The sequence below is a fragment of the Sphingomonas arantia genome (genome assembly GCF_042682045.1).
Taxonomy (GTDB): domain Bacteria; phylum Pseudomonadota; class Alphaproteobacteria; order Sphingomonadales; family Sphingomonadaceae; genus Sphingomonas_R; species Sphingomonas_R arantia.
The window spans coordinates 439,069-453,476 of record NZ_JBHUGS010000005.1 but is presented as its reverse complement, the minus strand read 5'-3'; the positions used below and the strand labels follow the sequence as shown (position 1 = coordinate 453,476).

General features: G+C 68.6%; 15 protein-coding genes. 4 read left to right on the top strand and 11 right to left on the bottom strand.

The annotated features are described in order from the left end of the window. Positions 1–27: 27 nt before the first annotated feature. Positions 28–705: a class I SAM-dependent methyltransferase gene (locus ACFSGX_RS17205; protein WP_380931526.1), complete on the top strand. Its 678-nt coding sequence runs from the start codon at positions 28–30 to the stop codon at positions 703–705. Positions 706–755: 50 nt separating this feature from the next. On the opposite strand, the gene ACFSGX_RS17200 is transcribed toward ACFSGX_RS17205, so the two are convergent. From ACFSGX_RS17200 to ACFSGX_RS17180, 5 genes are all read right to left on the bottom strand, one after another. Then, positions 756–1,019, bottom strand: a complete 264-nt coding sequence (locus ACFSGX_RS17200; RefSeq protein ID WP_380931525.1) for a hypothetical protein — start codon at positions 1,017–1,019, stop codon at positions 756–758. Positions 1,020–1,142: 123 nt separating this feature from the next. Further along, the gene (gene aroC, locus ACFSGX_RS17195) at positions 1,143–2,213 is read right to left on the bottom strand and encodes a chorismate synthase (RefSeq protein ID WP_380931524.1); all 1,071 of its coding nucleotides are present in this window, start codon (positions 2,211–2,213) and stop codon (positions 1,143–1,145) included. 120 nt (positions 2,214–2,333) lie between these two features. Next, positions 2,334–3,137, bottom strand: a complete 804-nt coding sequence (fabI, locus tag ACFSGX_RS17190; protein WP_380931523.1) for an enoyl-ACP reductase FabI — start codon at positions 3,135–3,137, stop codon at positions 2,334–2,336. Positions 3,138–3,153: 16 nt separating this feature from the next. Further along, positions 3,154–4,125: a YihY/virulence factor BrkB family protein gene (locus ACFSGX_RS17185; RefSeq protein ID WP_380931522.1), complete on the bottom strand. Its 972-nt coding sequence runs from the start codon at positions 4,123–4,125 to the stop codon at positions 3,154–3,156. Between the two features lie 60 nt (positions 4,126–4,185). Beyond that, complete coding sequence (locus ACFSGX_RS17180; protein ID WP_380931521.1) at positions 4,186–5,133, bottom strand: DnaJ C-terminal domain-containing protein; 948 nt, start codon at positions 5,131–5,133, stop codon at positions 4,186–4,188. A gap of 155 nt (positions 5,134–5,288) precedes the next feature. Between ACFSGX_RS17180 and pdxH the strand changes: the two genes are divergently transcribed. The 3 genes from pdxH to ACFSGX_RS17165 are packed head-to-tail and all read left to right on the top strand — an operon-like array spanning position 5,289 to position 7,651. Then, on the top strand, positions 5,289–5,867 hold the full coding sequence (pdxH, locus tag ACFSGX_RS17175) for a pyridoxamine 5'-phosphate oxidase (protein WP_380931520.1): 579 nt from the start codon (positions 5,289–5,291) through the stop codon (positions 5,865–5,867). After that, entirely contained in the window at positions 5,864–6,808 is a 945-nt protein-coding gene (locus tag ACFSGX_RS17170; RefSeq protein ID WP_380931519.1) for a cation diffusion facilitator family transporter, read from the top strand. Before pdxH ends, ACFSGX_RS17170 begins: the two co-directional genes overlap by 4 nt. Before the next feature lie 33 nt (positions 6,809–6,841). Next, complete coding sequence (locus tag ACFSGX_RS17165) at positions 6,842–7,651, top strand: PhzF family phenazine biosynthesis protein (protein WP_380931518.1); 810 nt, start codon at positions 6,842–6,844, stop codon at positions 7,649–7,651. 198 nt (positions 7,652–7,849) lie between these two features. Here ACFSGX_RS17165 and ACFSGX_RS17160 read toward each other — a convergent pair whose 3' ends face one another. The 6 genes from ACFSGX_RS17160 to ACFSGX_RS17135 form a co-directional block, all read right to left on the bottom strand. Then, positions 7,850–8,395 carry a hypothetical protein gene (locus ACFSGX_RS17160; RefSeq protein WP_380931517.1) on the bottom strand — a complete coding sequence of 182 codons (546 nt, stop codon included), beginning with the start codon at positions 8,393–8,395 and terminating at the stop codon, positions 7,850–7,852. Positions 8,396–8,408: 13 nt separating this feature from the next. After that, positions 8,409–9,698 carry an adenylosuccinate synthase gene (locus ACFSGX_RS17155; RefSeq protein ID WP_380931516.1) on the bottom strand — a complete coding sequence of 430 codons (1,290 nt, stop codon included), beginning with the start codon at positions 9,696–9,698 and terminating at the stop codon, positions 8,409–8,411. Between the two features lie 70 nt (positions 9,699–9,768). Further along, a complete protein-coding gene (locus ACFSGX_RS17150) occupies positions 9,769–10,872 on the bottom strand; it encodes an ATP phosphoribosyltransferase regulatory subunit (protein WP_380931515.1) in 1,104 nt (367 codons plus the stop codon). Next, positions 10,869–11,336: an endonuclease domain-containing protein gene (locus ACFSGX_RS17145; protein ID WP_380931514.1), complete on the bottom strand. Its 468-nt coding sequence runs from the start codon at positions 11,334–11,336 to the stop codon at positions 10,869–10,871. Before ACFSGX_RS17145 ends, ACFSGX_RS17150 begins: the two co-directional genes overlap by 4 nt. A 131-nt stretch (positions 11,337–11,467) precedes the next feature. Continuing rightward, complete coding sequence (gene serA / locus ACFSGX_RS17140; protein ID WP_380931513.1) at positions 11,468–13,042, bottom strand: phosphoglycerate dehydrogenase; 1,575 nt, start codon at positions 13,040–13,042, stop codon at positions 11,468–11,470. A 144-nt stretch (positions 13,043–13,186) separates the two neighbouring features. Further along, the gene (locus tag ACFSGX_RS17135) at positions 13,187–14,320 is read right to left on the bottom strand and encodes a phosphoserine transaminase (RefSeq protein WP_380931512.1); all 1,134 of its coding nucleotides are present in this window, start codon (positions 14,318–14,320) and stop codon (positions 13,187–13,189) included. Between the last annotated feature and the right edge of the window lie 88 nt (positions 14,321–14,408).

The window sequence follows — 14,408 nt, the reverse complement described above, 5'->3', positions numbered from 1 at the left end:
GCGGATGCCGATCGTCTAAGGTCCGGCATGCGCATGCTGAACGAGTGGATCGCGGTGGGTGCGGCCGGTGCGGTCGGCTGGCCGTGGCTGCTGAAGAGCCTGGGCGATGGCGGCCCGATGGCGCGCGCGGCGCTGCTCGCGCGCACCGGGCTGGACGACGACGCGCTGCCCGATCTGGGCAGTTGGCGTGCGGATGCCGATTTCCTGAACATCATTGCGACGGAAATCCTGGAACGGCGGCCGAAGACGGTGGTCGAACTCGGCGGCGGGACGAGCACGCTGGTCGCTGCGCATTGCCTGGAGAAGATCGGCGGCGGGCGGCTGGTCAGCATCGACGGGAGCGAACCGTTCGCCGATGCGACGCGCGAGATGGTCCATGCCCGCGGGCTGGAGGCCGAGGTGCGCGCGGCACCGCTCGATTATCAGGAGAATGGCTGGCCGGGGGCGTGGTATGCGCCGGTCCCGCTGCCGGATCGGATCGACCTGCTGATCGTCGACGGGCCGCCATGGTTCCTGCATCCGATGGTGCGCGGGGCGGCGGCGACGTTGTTTGACCGGATCCCGAGCGGCGGGACCGTCCTGCTCGACGATGCGGCGCGGCCGGGCGAGAGGCTGGTGGCGCGGCGCTGGAAGCGCGAGTGGCCGGACTTCACGTTCCATCGCGTGACGAACACCGCCGGCACGCTGATCGGGCGGCGCCGGTAACAAAAAAGGGCGACCCGCGGGCCGCCCTTTTTCATTTATCGTTTCAAGCGTCAGCCGCGTGGCGTTGGCTTGGGCTTCGTCGGGTCCGGCGTCGTCGTCGGGGCCATCGGATCCGGTGTGGTGGTCGCGACCGAGTTGGTGGTCGTGGCCGGGTCGGAGACGCCCGCCGCGTTGTCCATCATCGGCTCGGACGCGGGGGTGTTCATCGTGCTGCTTTCCGACGCGTTGCCGACCGGCGGGGTCATGCCTGCCTGTGCGAAGGCGACGACCGGTGCGAAGGCAATCAATGCGCCCATCAGGTGACGGTTCTTCATGAGACATCCTTTCCTGTGTTATTTGCGATCAACGCCCGAACACATCGGAAGACGCTCCCTTCACCGCGCCGGGAGGCTCCGTTCGGCGCGATACTGAATAAAAGCTGACCGAAAGGCGTGCTTTTAGCCGATCTGGCCGCGATGCAGCAGTTTGTGGTCGGCCAGAACCAGCGCCATCATCGCCTCGACCACTGGTGCGGCGCGGATGCCGACGCAGGGGTCGTGACGGCCCTTGGTCGCGATCTCCGCCGCGGCACCGGTGCGGTCGATCGTCTCGACCGGGGTCAGGATCGACGAGGTGGGTTTGAGCGCGACGCGGACGATCACCGGCTGCCCGGTCGCGATGCCGCCCGCGATGCCGCCGGCGTGGTTCGCCAGGAACAGCGGGCGGCCGTCCGGGCCGGGGCGCATCGCGTCGGCATTGCCCTCGCCCGCCAGCCGGGCCGCGGCGAACCCGTCGCCGATCTCAACGCCCTTGACCGCGTTGATGCTCATCATCGCGCCGGCCAGGTCGCCGTCGAGCTTGGCATAGAGCGGCGCCCCCCAGCCCGCCGGGACACCTTCGGCGACGCACTCGACGACGGCGCCGAGCGAGGAGCCGGCCTTGCGCGCGGCGTCGACCAGCCCCTCCCAGCGCGCGGCGGCGGCGGGATCGGGGCAGAAGAAGGGATTGCGGTCGATCTCCGCATCGTCATGTGCGGCGCGGTCGATGACGTCGCCGCCGATCTCGGTCAAATAGGCGCGGATCCGGACCTCTGGAATGACGCCGCGTGCGACGGCGGCGGCGGCGACCCGTGCGGCGGTCTCACGCGCGGACGACCTCCCGCCGCCGCGCGGATCGCGGAAGCCGTATTTCGCGTCATAGGCATAGTCGGCATGGCCGGGGCGGTAGGCGACGGCGACGTTGGCATAGTCCTTCGATCGCTGGTCGACATTCTCGATCATCAGGCTGATCGGCGTGCCGGTGGTGCGCCCTTCGAACACGCCGGACAGGATGCGGACGATGTCGGGTTCGCGGCGCTGCGTGGTGAAGCGCGACGTGCCGGGGCGGCGCTTGTCGAGCCAGGGCTGGATGTCCGCCTCGGACAGGGCGATGCCGGGCGGGCACCCGTCGACGACCGCGCCGAGCGCCGGGCCGTGGCTCTCGCCCCAGCTGGTGTAGCGGAACATGCGACCGAACGTGTTGAAGCTCATGTTAGCCCCTTCTTTCTGGGCAGAGGGGAGCAACTGGTGCGTCGGGCCGCAACCATTTCGTGGGGCCTCCCCGTCGCCCCCTCTCCCCGGCCCTCTCCCCGGTGGGGAGAGGGAGTTTGGTCACGCCAGCGCGATGTCCGGGGCGTCTTCGGCTTTCATGCCGATCACGTTGTAGCCCGCGTCGACATGGTGGATCTCGCCGGTCACGCCGGAGGCGAGGTCGGACAGGAGGTAGACCCCCGCGCCGCCGACGTCGTCGATCGTCACGTTGCGGCGGAGCGGGGCGTTCACCTCGTTCCATTTCAGGATGTAGCGGAAATCGCCGATGCCGCTGGCGGCGAGCGTCTTGATCGGGCCGGCGGAGATGGCGTTGACGCGGATGTTCTCGGGACCGAGGTCCATCGCGAGATATTTCACGCTGGCCTCCAACGCGGCCTTGGCAACGCCCATGACGTTATAGTGCGGCACGACCTTTTCGGCGCCGTAGTAGCTGAGCGTCAGGATCGAGCCGCCGTTCGGCATCATCGCGCGCGCCGCGCGGGTGACGGCGACGAACGAATAGGCCGAGATGTTCATCGTCATCAGGAAATTGTCGAGGCTGGTGTCGACATAGAGCCCGCGCAGTTCGTTCTTGTCGGAGAAGCCGATCGCGTGGACGAGGAAGTCGATCGTCGGCCAGCGTTCGGCGATTTCGGCGAAGCTCTTGTCGAGTGCCGTCATGTCGGACACGTCGCAGTCGACGAGGAAGTCGGACCCGACCTCCTCGGCCAGCGGGCGGACGCGGCGCAGCAGGGAGTCGCCCTGGTAGGTGAAGGCGAGTTCGGCACCCTGCGCGCGAAGCGCCTTGGCGATGCCCCAGGCCAGCGACCGCTCATTCGCCAGGCCCATGATCAAACCGCGCTTACCGTCCATCAATCCGGGCATCGTCACTCCTTCGTCGTCACGTACTGACGGCCGGGTCCTCTATATCCGGGACGACCGTTTCCGCCAGTGCCGCATTCAAATGGGCACCGACCACGATCCCGAGCCCGACCGTCCAGAAGAAGAACAGCGCGACGATCGTGCCGGCAAGCCCGCCATAGGTCGGTTCGTACCCGCCAAGCTGGGCAAGCAGCATCGGCAGCAGCGCGGTGGTGCCGAGCCACCAGACCGTCACGAGCAGCGCACCCGGCCATTTCGGACAGTTGCCGTAGCGATATTTGGACGGGGTCAGCGTGAGGAACAGCAGATAGAGCGCGCTGAACATGAGGGCGGCGGGCACCAGACGCGACAGCCCGATCCAGCCGGCAATGTCCTGCGCCCATGGGAGCAGGCGGTAGATGATCTGTTCCGCCGCGGTCAGCACGCCCTGCGCCACGAACGAGATGAGCGCGAGTATGACCGACACGACGATGATCGCGACCGACCCCAGCCGGTAATGCCAGAAAGGCTGACTGGAGGTGGTGCCGTAGGCGCGGCGCAGGATGTCGCGGATCGTTTCGATGAACGACCCGACGGTCCAGAGCCCGACGAGAGCGCCGAGCCAAAGGAGCGAGCCGGTGCGCGCCTTCAACACCTGCAGGATCGGATCGCGGAGCAGGTCGGCCACGCCGTTCGGCAGCGTTTCGAGGAAGGAATTGACGGTACGCAGGCCGTCATCGCTGCGCCCCAGGATCGACGCGATCGCCAGCGCCACGATGAAGAACGGGAACAGCGTCAGCAGCGCCAGATAGGCGATGTTGCCGGCATGGATGAAACCGTCGGAATAGACGCCGATGCCGACGCGCTTCAGCACCTCGAACGGGTAGGTCCCGGGCCGGACCTTGTCGACCTGACGCCCGACGCGGTGCCGACGACGCGCGCGCGCCTCCGGCGACTCGGGCGATACGTCGCCGAGCGACTCCGAGGGCGTACCGTCTGCCGGCTCGGCCATTCTGCTGCGATCCGTCACGCGTGTCCCCTTCATGCCCCGGCCACGCCCAAGCGTATGGCGCTATACGCCCAGAGCGGCGCGCGGGTTGCGCGTCTGCGTCTCGCGCCGGCTTTCGGCGAACGCGATCAGCTCCGCATCGTCGGCGGGCAGATCGACCGACAGCGTGACATATTGATAGCCGCGACCGCCGCCCTTTTTGTGAAAGCCGCGCTCCTTCAGGCGGAGCGTCTTGCCCGAGGTCGTTCCCTTCGGCACCGAGAAGTTCACCGGACCGTCGACGGTCGGCACGCGGACCGTGGCGCCGAGCACCGCTTCCTCCAGCGTGATCGGCAGGGTCATGCGGATGTCGTCGCCGTCGCGCGTGTAGAAACGGTGCGGGTCGATCGCGATCGTGACGATCGCGTCGCCGATGCCGCCGGGGCCTTCCTCGCCCTGGCCGGTCAGCTTCATCGGCTTGCCGTCGACCGCGTCGACGCTGAGTTTCAGGTCGATCGCCTTGCCGGTCGACAGCGTCACGCGTTGCGGCGCGAGCGAGGCGGCATCCTCGAACGAGACGGACAGGCGGTAGGCCATGTCCGCGCCCTTGGCCGGGGGCGAACGGCGCGCGCCGAACCCGCCGGCCGGGCCGCCGGCACCGCGCCGGCCGCCGAACAGCCCTTCGAAGATATCGCCGAAATCGCCGGCATCCGCGGTGGCACCGCCATAGCCGCCGGCCGCACCGGGGCGCCGCCCGCCCTGGCCCTGGCCGCCGAACGGGCTGCCGCCATAGCCAAACGCGGCCTTGGGCTGGCCGTTCTCGTCGATTTCGCCGCGGTCATATTGCGCGCGCTTGTCCTTGTCGGACAGCAGGTCGTAGGCCTGCGTGATTTCGGAGAATTTCTCCGACGCCTTCGGATTGTCACGATTGCGGTCGGGATGCAGCTCTTTCGCAAGCTTGCGATACGCCTTCTTGACGTCCGCCTCGCTCGCGTCGCGTGCCACGTTCAGCTTTGAATAAAGATCCGCCATGCGCCCCTTTCGCGCCCTTTCCGGGAAACGCCAACTGTTGCCGATATGTCACGGTGGAGATGGGTGCGGATTTCGGGCGTGCAAGGGCAATCTGTCCTGATCCCGGGAACACCGCCGGGGTCGAAAAACAAAGGCACTTGGGTTAAGGCGACGTCATGTCCAACGACCCGCATGCGCTGTTCGATCAATGGCTGGCCGAGGCCACCGCATCCGAACCGAACGATCCGCAGGCGATGTGCCTGTCCACGGTCGCGCCCGACGGCCGCCCGTCCGCGCGGATGGTCCTGCTGAAGGGCCATGACGAAGGCTTCGTGTTCTACACCAACCTGGAAAGCCGCAAGGCGGGCGACCTGTTCGCGACGCAGGTGGCGGCGCTGACGTTCCACTGGAAATCGCTGCGCCGCCAGGTGCGGATCGAGGGCGCGGTCAGCCGCGTGTCGGATGCGGAGGGCGACGCGTATTTCGCGACGCGCGGCCGCGATTCGCAGCTGGGGGCCTGGGCGTCGGAGCAATCGCAGCCGCTCGACCGGCGTGAGACGTTCGATGCAAAGTTCGAAGCGATCAAGGCACGGTTCGATGGCGGCCCGGTACCGCGCCCGGCGCACTGGTCAGGGTTCCGCGTGACGCCGGACCGGATCGAGTTGTGGCAGGACCGCGCGCACCGGCTGCACGAACGGCGGCTGTTCACGCCCGACGGGCAGGGCGGCTGGACCGAAGGGTTGCTGTACCCATGACCAAGGCGAACGGAATCCTGACCTCGCGCGCGGCGCTGGCCAGCGTTGCGGTCGCCTGCGCGCTGATGGTGCTGAAGGGGTTCGCCGCCTGGCATACCGGATCGGTCGCGATGCTCGGGTCGCTGGCGGACAGCGGGCTCGATCTGCTCGCCTCGCTGGTGACGTTGTACGGTGTGAGGCTGGCCGCGACGCCGGCGGACGACGACCACCGGTTCGGCCACGGCAAGGCGGAGGCGCTGGCGGCGCTGTTCCAGGTCGCGCTGATCACCGCGTCGGCGGTCGGCATCGGCTGGCGCGCGGTTGTGAGTTTCAACAGCGCGCAGGCGACCGACGATGCGGGGTTCGGCATCGCGGTGTCGGTGGTCGCGATCCTCGCGACGTTCGGGCTGCTGGCCTATCAGCGGCGGATCATCGCGCAGACCGGATCGGTCGCGATCCGCGCGGACAATGTTCATTACCAGTCCGATCTGCTGCTGAACCTGTCGGTGATCGCGGCGCTGGTGCTCGACCAGTATTTCCGCGTGAAGGGCGCCGATCCGCTGTTCGGCATCGCGATCGCGCTGTGGCTGGCATGGGGCGCGTTCCAGGCATCGAGCCAGGCGATCGACCAGCTGATGGACCGCGAATGGCCGGAGGAGGAGCGCGACGCATTCATGGAGGTCGCGGCGCGGCACCCGGCGCTGTGCGGCATCCACGATTTCCGCACGCGGCGGTCGGGATCGCACGACTTTGCGCAGTTCCACATGTGCGTGGCGCGCGACATGACCGTCGCCGACGCGCACGACGTGATGGACGAGGTCGAGGAGAATATCCGCATGGCGTTCCCCAAGGTGGAGATTCTGATCCACCTGGACCCCGAGGGCCATGTCGACGAGCCGGACAATCCGCTGGTCGAGGCGGATGTGACGCCGCCGTGGTTCGGGAAGCGGCTCGGGGTCTGAGGCCCGCTTAACTCTACGATTTCGGAGAACGCGATGCCTCGGTTCACGCAGGTCGATGCGTTCGCGTCGCGCCCTTTCACGGGCAATCCGGCGGCGGTGATCCCGCTCGATACGTGGTTGCCGGACGACGTGCTGGTCGCGATCGCGGCGGAGAACAACCTGTCGGAGACGGCGTTCCTGCTCGCTACGCCGGACGGGCCGGCGGATCATGAGCTGCGCTGGTTCACCCCGACGAGCGAGGTCGCGATGTGCGGGCATGCGACGCTGGCGTCGGGGCATGTGCTGCTGAGCGACGACCTGTCGCTGAACGCCGTGCGGTTCGCGACGCGGCAGGCGGGCATGCTGGAGGTGCGGCGCGCGGGGGCTGGCTATGTGCTCGACCTGCCGGCGACCGAGTTGACCGCGGCGCAGGCTGGGGACGCACGGGTCGCGCCCTTGCTGGCGGCGCTTGGGCTGGCGAATGCGGCGGTGTTCTTCTCCGCGCCACCGGTGCAGGAGACGGCGTTGATCGTGCTGCCGGACGAGGCGGCGGTGCGCGCGCTGGCGCCCGACATGGTGGCGCTGGCGGCTGTGCGGCTGATGGCGATCTGTACCGCGCCAGGGGTGGCGACCGACATGGTGAGTCGGGTGTTCGTGCCGGCCTGGGGCGTGGATGAGGATCCGGTGACGGGCTCAGCGCATGCCGCGCTCGCGCCCTGGTGGTCGGTGCGGCTGGGGCGGGCGGAGACCACCGCGCATCAGGCGAGTCGGCGGGGTGGGGATCTGCTCTGCCGGGTCGAGGGCGGGCGGGTGTTGCTGACCGGACAGTGTGTGACTGTGATCGAGGGGGTTATTTCGGTTTGAGGGGCTAGGTGGGCCCGGGACTCCCTCTCCCCTCCGGGGAGAGGGTTGGGGAGAGGGGCTTGGCTTGGGGTGAGGTCGTGTTTTGCGGAAGTTGGCGGCCGTGCGGTTCGCGAATCTTGCCGTTCGGGTTTGGGATAAGCGACGCCCAAGCCACTCCCCCTCTCCCAACCCTCTCCCCGTAGGGGAGAAGGCTTTTGGTCACTCCAGCGTCGGCCGATGCAACCGCCAGCCGACCCAGAAGATCGCGGCATACACCGCCAGCGCGCGATAGCCGCCGGGGACGCCGGCCAGGTAGGTCGCGCCGAGCAACAGCGCGCCGACCAGTGCGATGATCTGGACCTGCGGGTCGTAGAGCCGTTCGACCAGCATGCCGAACACGTAGCTGCCCGCGACCGCATTGATCGCCAGCCACATGTAGGACCCTTGCGTATCGAACGTGCCCGCGAGCGGCACCTTCACGGTCGCGAAGCCGCGCATCGACGCGGGGAAACAGTCCGCCGCGAGGTGAAAACCGATCCCGAGCGCGAGCCCGGCCGCGACCGGGTGTAGGCGGCGATCAGCCATGCAGAGCAGCACGACGAGCAGGCTGTGGGTCAGCGCGCTGCGGTGGCGGAGCAGCGGTACGAACTGGTCGACGTCCGGAAAGGTGAGCCCGGAGAGCGCCGCGAGCGCCAGCGCGCCGAGTCCCACGAGCGGGACCGGCACGAACCAGCAGAGAGCCAGCGCGATGGCCAGCAACGACAATGATGTGATGGCGTCAGTCCTGGAACGGATCGCGGACGAGAATGGTGTCGTCGCGTTCCGGGCTGGTCGACACGAGCGCCACGGGGCAGCGGATCAGTTCTTCGACACGGCGGATATACTTGATCGCCTGCGCCGGCAGGTCGGCCCAGCTGCGCGCGCCCGCGGTCGATTCGGACCAGCCCTCGATCGTTTCGTAGATCGGCTTCACGCGCGCCTGGTCGTTCGGGTGCGGCGGCAGGTAGTCGTAGTGCCGGCCGTCGAGGTCGTAGCCGGTGCAGATCCGCAGTTCTTCGAATCCGTCGAGCACGTCGAGCTTGGTCAGCGCGATGCCGGTGATGCCGGACACGGCGGCGGACTGCCGCACGAGCACGGCGTCGAACCAGCCGCAGCGCCGCTTGCGGCCCGTGACGGTGCCGAATTCATGGCCGCGCTCACCCAGCCGCGTGCCGGTCTCGTCCTCCAGCTCGGTCGGGAACGGGCCGGAGCCGACGCGCGTGGTGTAGGCCTTGACGATGCCGAGCACGAAGCCCGGCGCGCTGGGGCCGAGGCCGGTGCCCGATGCGGCGGTGCCGGCGACGGTGTTGGACGAGGTGACGAACGGGTAGGTGCCGTGATCGACATCGAGCAGCACGCCCTGCGCGCCTTCGAACAGGATGCGCTTGCCCTGCGCGCGGGCCTCGCCCAGCGTCCGCCAGACCGGGCTAGCGAAGGGCAGGATGACGTCGGCGATCTCGGCCAGGTCTGCGAGCAGCCGGGCGCGGTCGATCGGCGCCTCGCCGAACCCGGCGCGCAGCGCGTCGTGGTGCGCGAGCAGGCGGTCGAGCTGCGGCCCGAGATCGTCCAGATGGGCGAGATCGCAGACGCGGATCGCACGGCGGCCGACCTTGTCCTCGTACGCCGGGCCGATGCCGCGGCGGGTGGTGCCGATCTTGCCGGCGCCCGAGGCATCCTCGCGCAGCCCGTCCAGGTCGCGGTGGAAGGGGAGGATCAGCGGGCAGGTTTCGGCGATCTGCAGATTGTCGGGGGTGATCCGCACGTCCTGCGCGGCAAGTTTCGCCACCTCGTCGCGGAAATGCCAGGGGTCGAGCACGACGCCGTTGCCGATGACGCTGAGCGTGCCGCGGACGATGCCCGACGGCAGCAGCGACAGCTTGTAGACCTTGCCGTCGACGACCAAAGTGTGGCCGGCATTGTGGCCGCCCTGGAACCGCACGACGATGTCGGCGCGTTCCGCCAGCCAGTCGACGATCTTGCCCTTGCCTTCATCGCCCCACTGGGCGCCGATGACGGTGACGTTGGCCATGCTCGGTAAGTCCTGTTCGTTGCCGGGTGCCCGCCCGGTAAGTTGCGGCGGACAAGAGTAAAGGCGGGCCTTAGAGCGGTTCGGGGACCGCGCCAACCATGCGGTGTGTGCAACCCACGGGAAGATCGTCGTCGGTCAGCGCGGCGATCGTCGTCCAGCCTTCGCGGCGCAGTGCCTGCGCGGCGATGGGGTCGGCGCCGACGGGCACGAACACGCGGCGCGACGGTTCCTGGCCGAGGCCGGCATCGACCAGCGGATCGATGTAGAGCGAGAAGCCCACGGCGGGTTCGGCGGTGCCGTCCGCATGGAGGATGGCGTAGGAGCCGCCGCGACCGACCTCGCCGCGCAGCCCCGACGCGAACAGCGAGAAGCCGATGAGGCTCTGATATTCGAAGCCCTGCCGCTCGGTCGGATCGAGCGTGAACGTAACGCGGCCGTCGAGCGCGTCGGTGATCTGCGTGATCGCATTGATCCGCTGGTCGAGGATCTCCCAGCGGCTGAGCGCGCGGAGCCGGGCGAGGGCCGCGGGAAGTGGGCCGGCGGCCTCAAGCAGCGGCAGATAGTCCGCCGCGCCAATCCCGGCGAGCGCACCTGCGTCGCGGGCGTCGAGCGCATCACGGAGCGCGGCGAGCCTGTCGGCGGGGACGGGCAGCGGGCCGGCGGCGAGCGTCTCGACCAGATCCGGCAGGGTGAGGTCGATCGTGATGCCGGTGACGCCGGCGGCCTCCATCGCCTCGATCGCGACGCGCAACACCTCGACGATCGCGGGCACGGCGGCGGTGCCGATCAGTTCGGCACCGGCCTGCGTGAGTTCACGTTCGGGGCGGAGCTGCGTCGCGCGGAGCTTCAGGACGGGGCCGCCATAGGCGAGCCGCAGCGGGCGTGGGCGGTGGCCGAGCCGGGTCGCGGCGATGCGGCCGACCTGGCCGGTGATGTCGGGGCGCAGCGCCAGCGTGCGTTGCGACACGGGATCGACGAAGCGCAGCAGGTCCTGGCGGCGGGCGCTCTTGAGGCGGCCGACGAGTTCTTCTTCATATTCCGCGAGCGGGGGGGAGACGCGGTCGTAACCGTGCCGCCCGATCGCGACGATGACGCGGTGGAGCAGGCGCGATGCTGCCTCGGCTTGCGGGGGGAGACGGTCGCGAAGACCTTCGGGGAGGAGGCCGTTGGTCATGTGTTGGCTTTCGGTTCGGTCAGGCCAAGCCCCCCACCCCAACCCTCCCCCCGGTGGGGGGAGGGGGCCTGTTGTGATTCTAGCCCTCCCCCCCTCGGGGGGAGGGTTGGGTGGGGGGCGTCACTGGACGCAAGCTCGCAGGCGATGGCTTCGAGCACGCCGGGCAGGTTGGTCGTCACGTCGGCGTTGGTGAAGCGGAGCACCCGGTAGCCCTGTCGTTCGAGAAAAGCGGTTCGGGCGGCGTCATACGCGACTTGGGTCGCATGTGTATCCCCGTCGAGTTCGATCGCGAGTTTTGCTCGGCGTGAAACGAGATCGAGGATGTAGGGGCCGACTTGTATCTGGCGGGTAACTTTGGTGCCGAGTTGGGATTGGCGGAGGGATTGCCAGAGCTTTTGTTCGGCGGGGGTGGGTTGGCGGCGCATGGTTCGGGCGCGGGTTTTCAGGATGGGGTCTTGTTGCATCTTCCCCGCTCCGTTGCTTCCAGTGAAGCCCCCCACCCAACCCTCCCCCCCGGTGGGGGGAGGGCTAAGCAGGCTCCCTCCCCCCACCGGGGGGAGGGTTGGGGTGGGGGCTTAGGCTTGACCGACCCGTGTCAGAACCGCAGCGTCTTCGCTACCTTCACGCCCGGCAGCGCCTGCACCTGCGCCAGCACCTCTTCCGAGAGCGTGGAGTCGACCGACAGCAGCACGACCGCCTCGCCGCCCGCGGCGCGGCGGCCGAGGTGGAAGGTGCCGATGTTGATGCCGGCTTCGCCCAGCGCGCCGCCGAGGCGGCCGATGAAGCCGGGGGCGTCCTCGTTCACCACGTAGAGCATCGTGCCGGCGAGGTCGGCTTCGATCTTCACGCCGAAAATGTCGACGAGGCGTGGTTCGGAGTTGGCGAACAGCGTGCCGGCGACGGCGCGTTCGCCGTTCGGCGTGGTGACGGTGACCTGGACCTGCGTCGCATAGTCGCCCTCGCGGTCGTGGCGGACCTCGCGGACGTCGAGGCCGCGTTCCTTGGCGAGCGACGGTGCGTTCACCATGTTCACCGTGTCGGAATAGACGCGCATGAGGCCGGCCAGCACCGCGCCGGTGATCGGCTTCTGGTTGAGGTCGGCCGCGGCGCCCTCGGTCTCGATCGACACCGCGGTGATCTCGCCTTCGAGCTGGCCGACCAGGCTGCCGAGCCGTTCGGCGAGCGCCATGTACGGCTTGAGCTTGGGCGCTTCTTCTGCCGACAGGCTGGGCATGTTGAGCGCGTTAGTGACGCCGCCCGACATCAGGAAATCGGCCATCTGCTCGGCGACCTGAATCGCGACGTTGACCTGCGCCTCGGTCGTCGATGCGCCGAGATGGGGCGTCGAGACGAAGTTGGGCGTGCCGAACAGCGGCGATGCCTTGGCCGGTTCCTCGACGAACACGTCGAGGGCCGCGCCGCCGACCTGGCCGCTGTCCATCGCGGCCTTGAGCGCAACCTCGTCGACCAGGCCGCCGCGCGCGCAGTTGATGATCCGGACGCCGCGCTTGGTCTTGGCGAGCGCTTCGGCCGACAGGATGTTGCGCGTCGAGTCGGTCAGTGGCGTGTGGAGCGTGATGAAGTCGGCGCGCGCGAGCAGCTCGTCGAGCGTGACTTTTTCGATCCCGAGTTCGATCGCGCGTTCCGGGGTCAGGAACGGATCGAACGCGACGACCTTCATCTTCAGCCCACGCGCGCGGTCCGCGACGATCGAGCCGATATTGCCGGCGCCGATCAGGCCGAGCGTCTTGGACGTCAGCTCGACACCCATGAAGCGGTTCTTCTCCCACTTGCCGGCCTGCGTCGAGGCGTCGGCCTCGGGGAGCTGGCGGGCGAGCGCGAACATCAGCGCGATGGCGTGTTCGGCGGTCGTGATCGAGTTGCCGAACGGGGTGTTCATGACGACGACGCCGGCGGCCGATGCGGACGGGATGTCGACATTGTCGACGCCGATCCCGGCGCGGCCGACGACCTTGAGGTTCGTCGCGGCGGCCAGGACCTCCTTGGTGACCTTGGTCGACGAGCGGATCGCGAGGCCGTCATACTCGCCGATCATGGCGATCAGCTCGTCCTTGGTCTTGCCGGTGATCTCGTCGACCTCGACCCCGCGTTCGCGGAAGATCTGGGCGGCGCGGGGATCCATTTTGTCGGAGATGAGGACTTTTGGCATGGGGGTATCTACCTTCTGNCCCCCCCCCCCCCCCCCCCCCCCCCCCCCCCCCCCCCCCCCCCATGACGGGGAGGGTGGGGGCTGCCGGTGGCGTTGCTCCCCTCTCCCAACCCTCTCCCCGGAGGGGAGAGGGCTTTAGACGTGTCAGGCGGTCGCTTGCGCGTAGGCCCAGTCGAGCCAGGGGCCGAGCGCTTCGATGTCGGCGGTGTCGACGGTGGCGCCGCACCAGATGCGCAGGCCGGGGGGCGCGTCGCGGTAGGAGCCGAGATCGTAGGCGGCGTCTTCCGCCTCGAGCAGGCTGACCATCTTCTTCTCGATCGCGGTGGCCGCGTCGTCGGACAGGCCGGCGAATTTCAGGCAGACGCTGGTGTTCGACCGGATCGCCGGATCGGTCGCGAGATGCTCGATCCAGGGCGTGCGCTGCACCCAGGCGTCGAGCGCCGCGGCGTTGCGGTCGGCGCGCGCGAACAGTTCGGGCAGGCCGCCGATCGACTGCGCCCATTCCAGGCTGGCAATATAGTCCTCGGTCGCAAGCATCGAGGGGGTGTTAATCGTCTCGCCCTTGAACAGGCCCTCGATCAGCTTGCCCTTCGCGGTCAGCCGGAAGATCTTCGGCAGCGGACGGTCGGGCACGTAGCTTTCGAGCCGCTCGACTGCGCGCGGGCTGAGGATGAGCATGCCGTGGCCGCCCTCCGACCCCATGACCTTCTGCCAGGAAAAGGTGGTGACGTCGCACTTGGCCCAGTCGATCGCCTGCGCGAAGACCGCCGAGGTGGCGTCGTTGATGGTCAGCCCGGCGCGGTCGGCGGCGATCCAGTCGCCATTCGGCACGCGGACGCCGGAGGTGGTGCCGTTCCAGGTGAAGACGATGTCGTGGTTCGGGTCGATCGCCGCGAGGTCGGGCAGCTCGCCGTAGGGCGCGGTTGCTACGACCGGGTCGATCTTGAGCTGCTTGACCGCGTCGGTCACCCAGCCTTCGCCGAAGCTTTCCCAGGCCGCGACGGTGACCGGGCGCTGGCCCAGCATCGTCCACATCGCCATTTCGACAGCACCGGTGTCGGACGCGGGCACGATCGCGATGCGGTAGTCGGCGGGAACGCCGAGGATTTCGCGGGTGAGGTCGATCGCCTTTGCCAGGCGCGCCTTGCCGATCTTGGACCGGTGCGAGCGGCCGAGCGATGCGGTGGCGAGGGTATCGGGGGACCAGCCGGGCGGTTTCGCGCAGGGGCCGGACGAGAAAAACGGACGCGCAGGTGCGGCGTCGGGACGTGCAGTCATGTAGTCTCTCCTCACAGAGAGCACGCGCCGCGTTGGGGCGGCGTGGCCCGTCGCGGGGTTTAGGGACTGGGGTGGGGGTGTCAAGCGT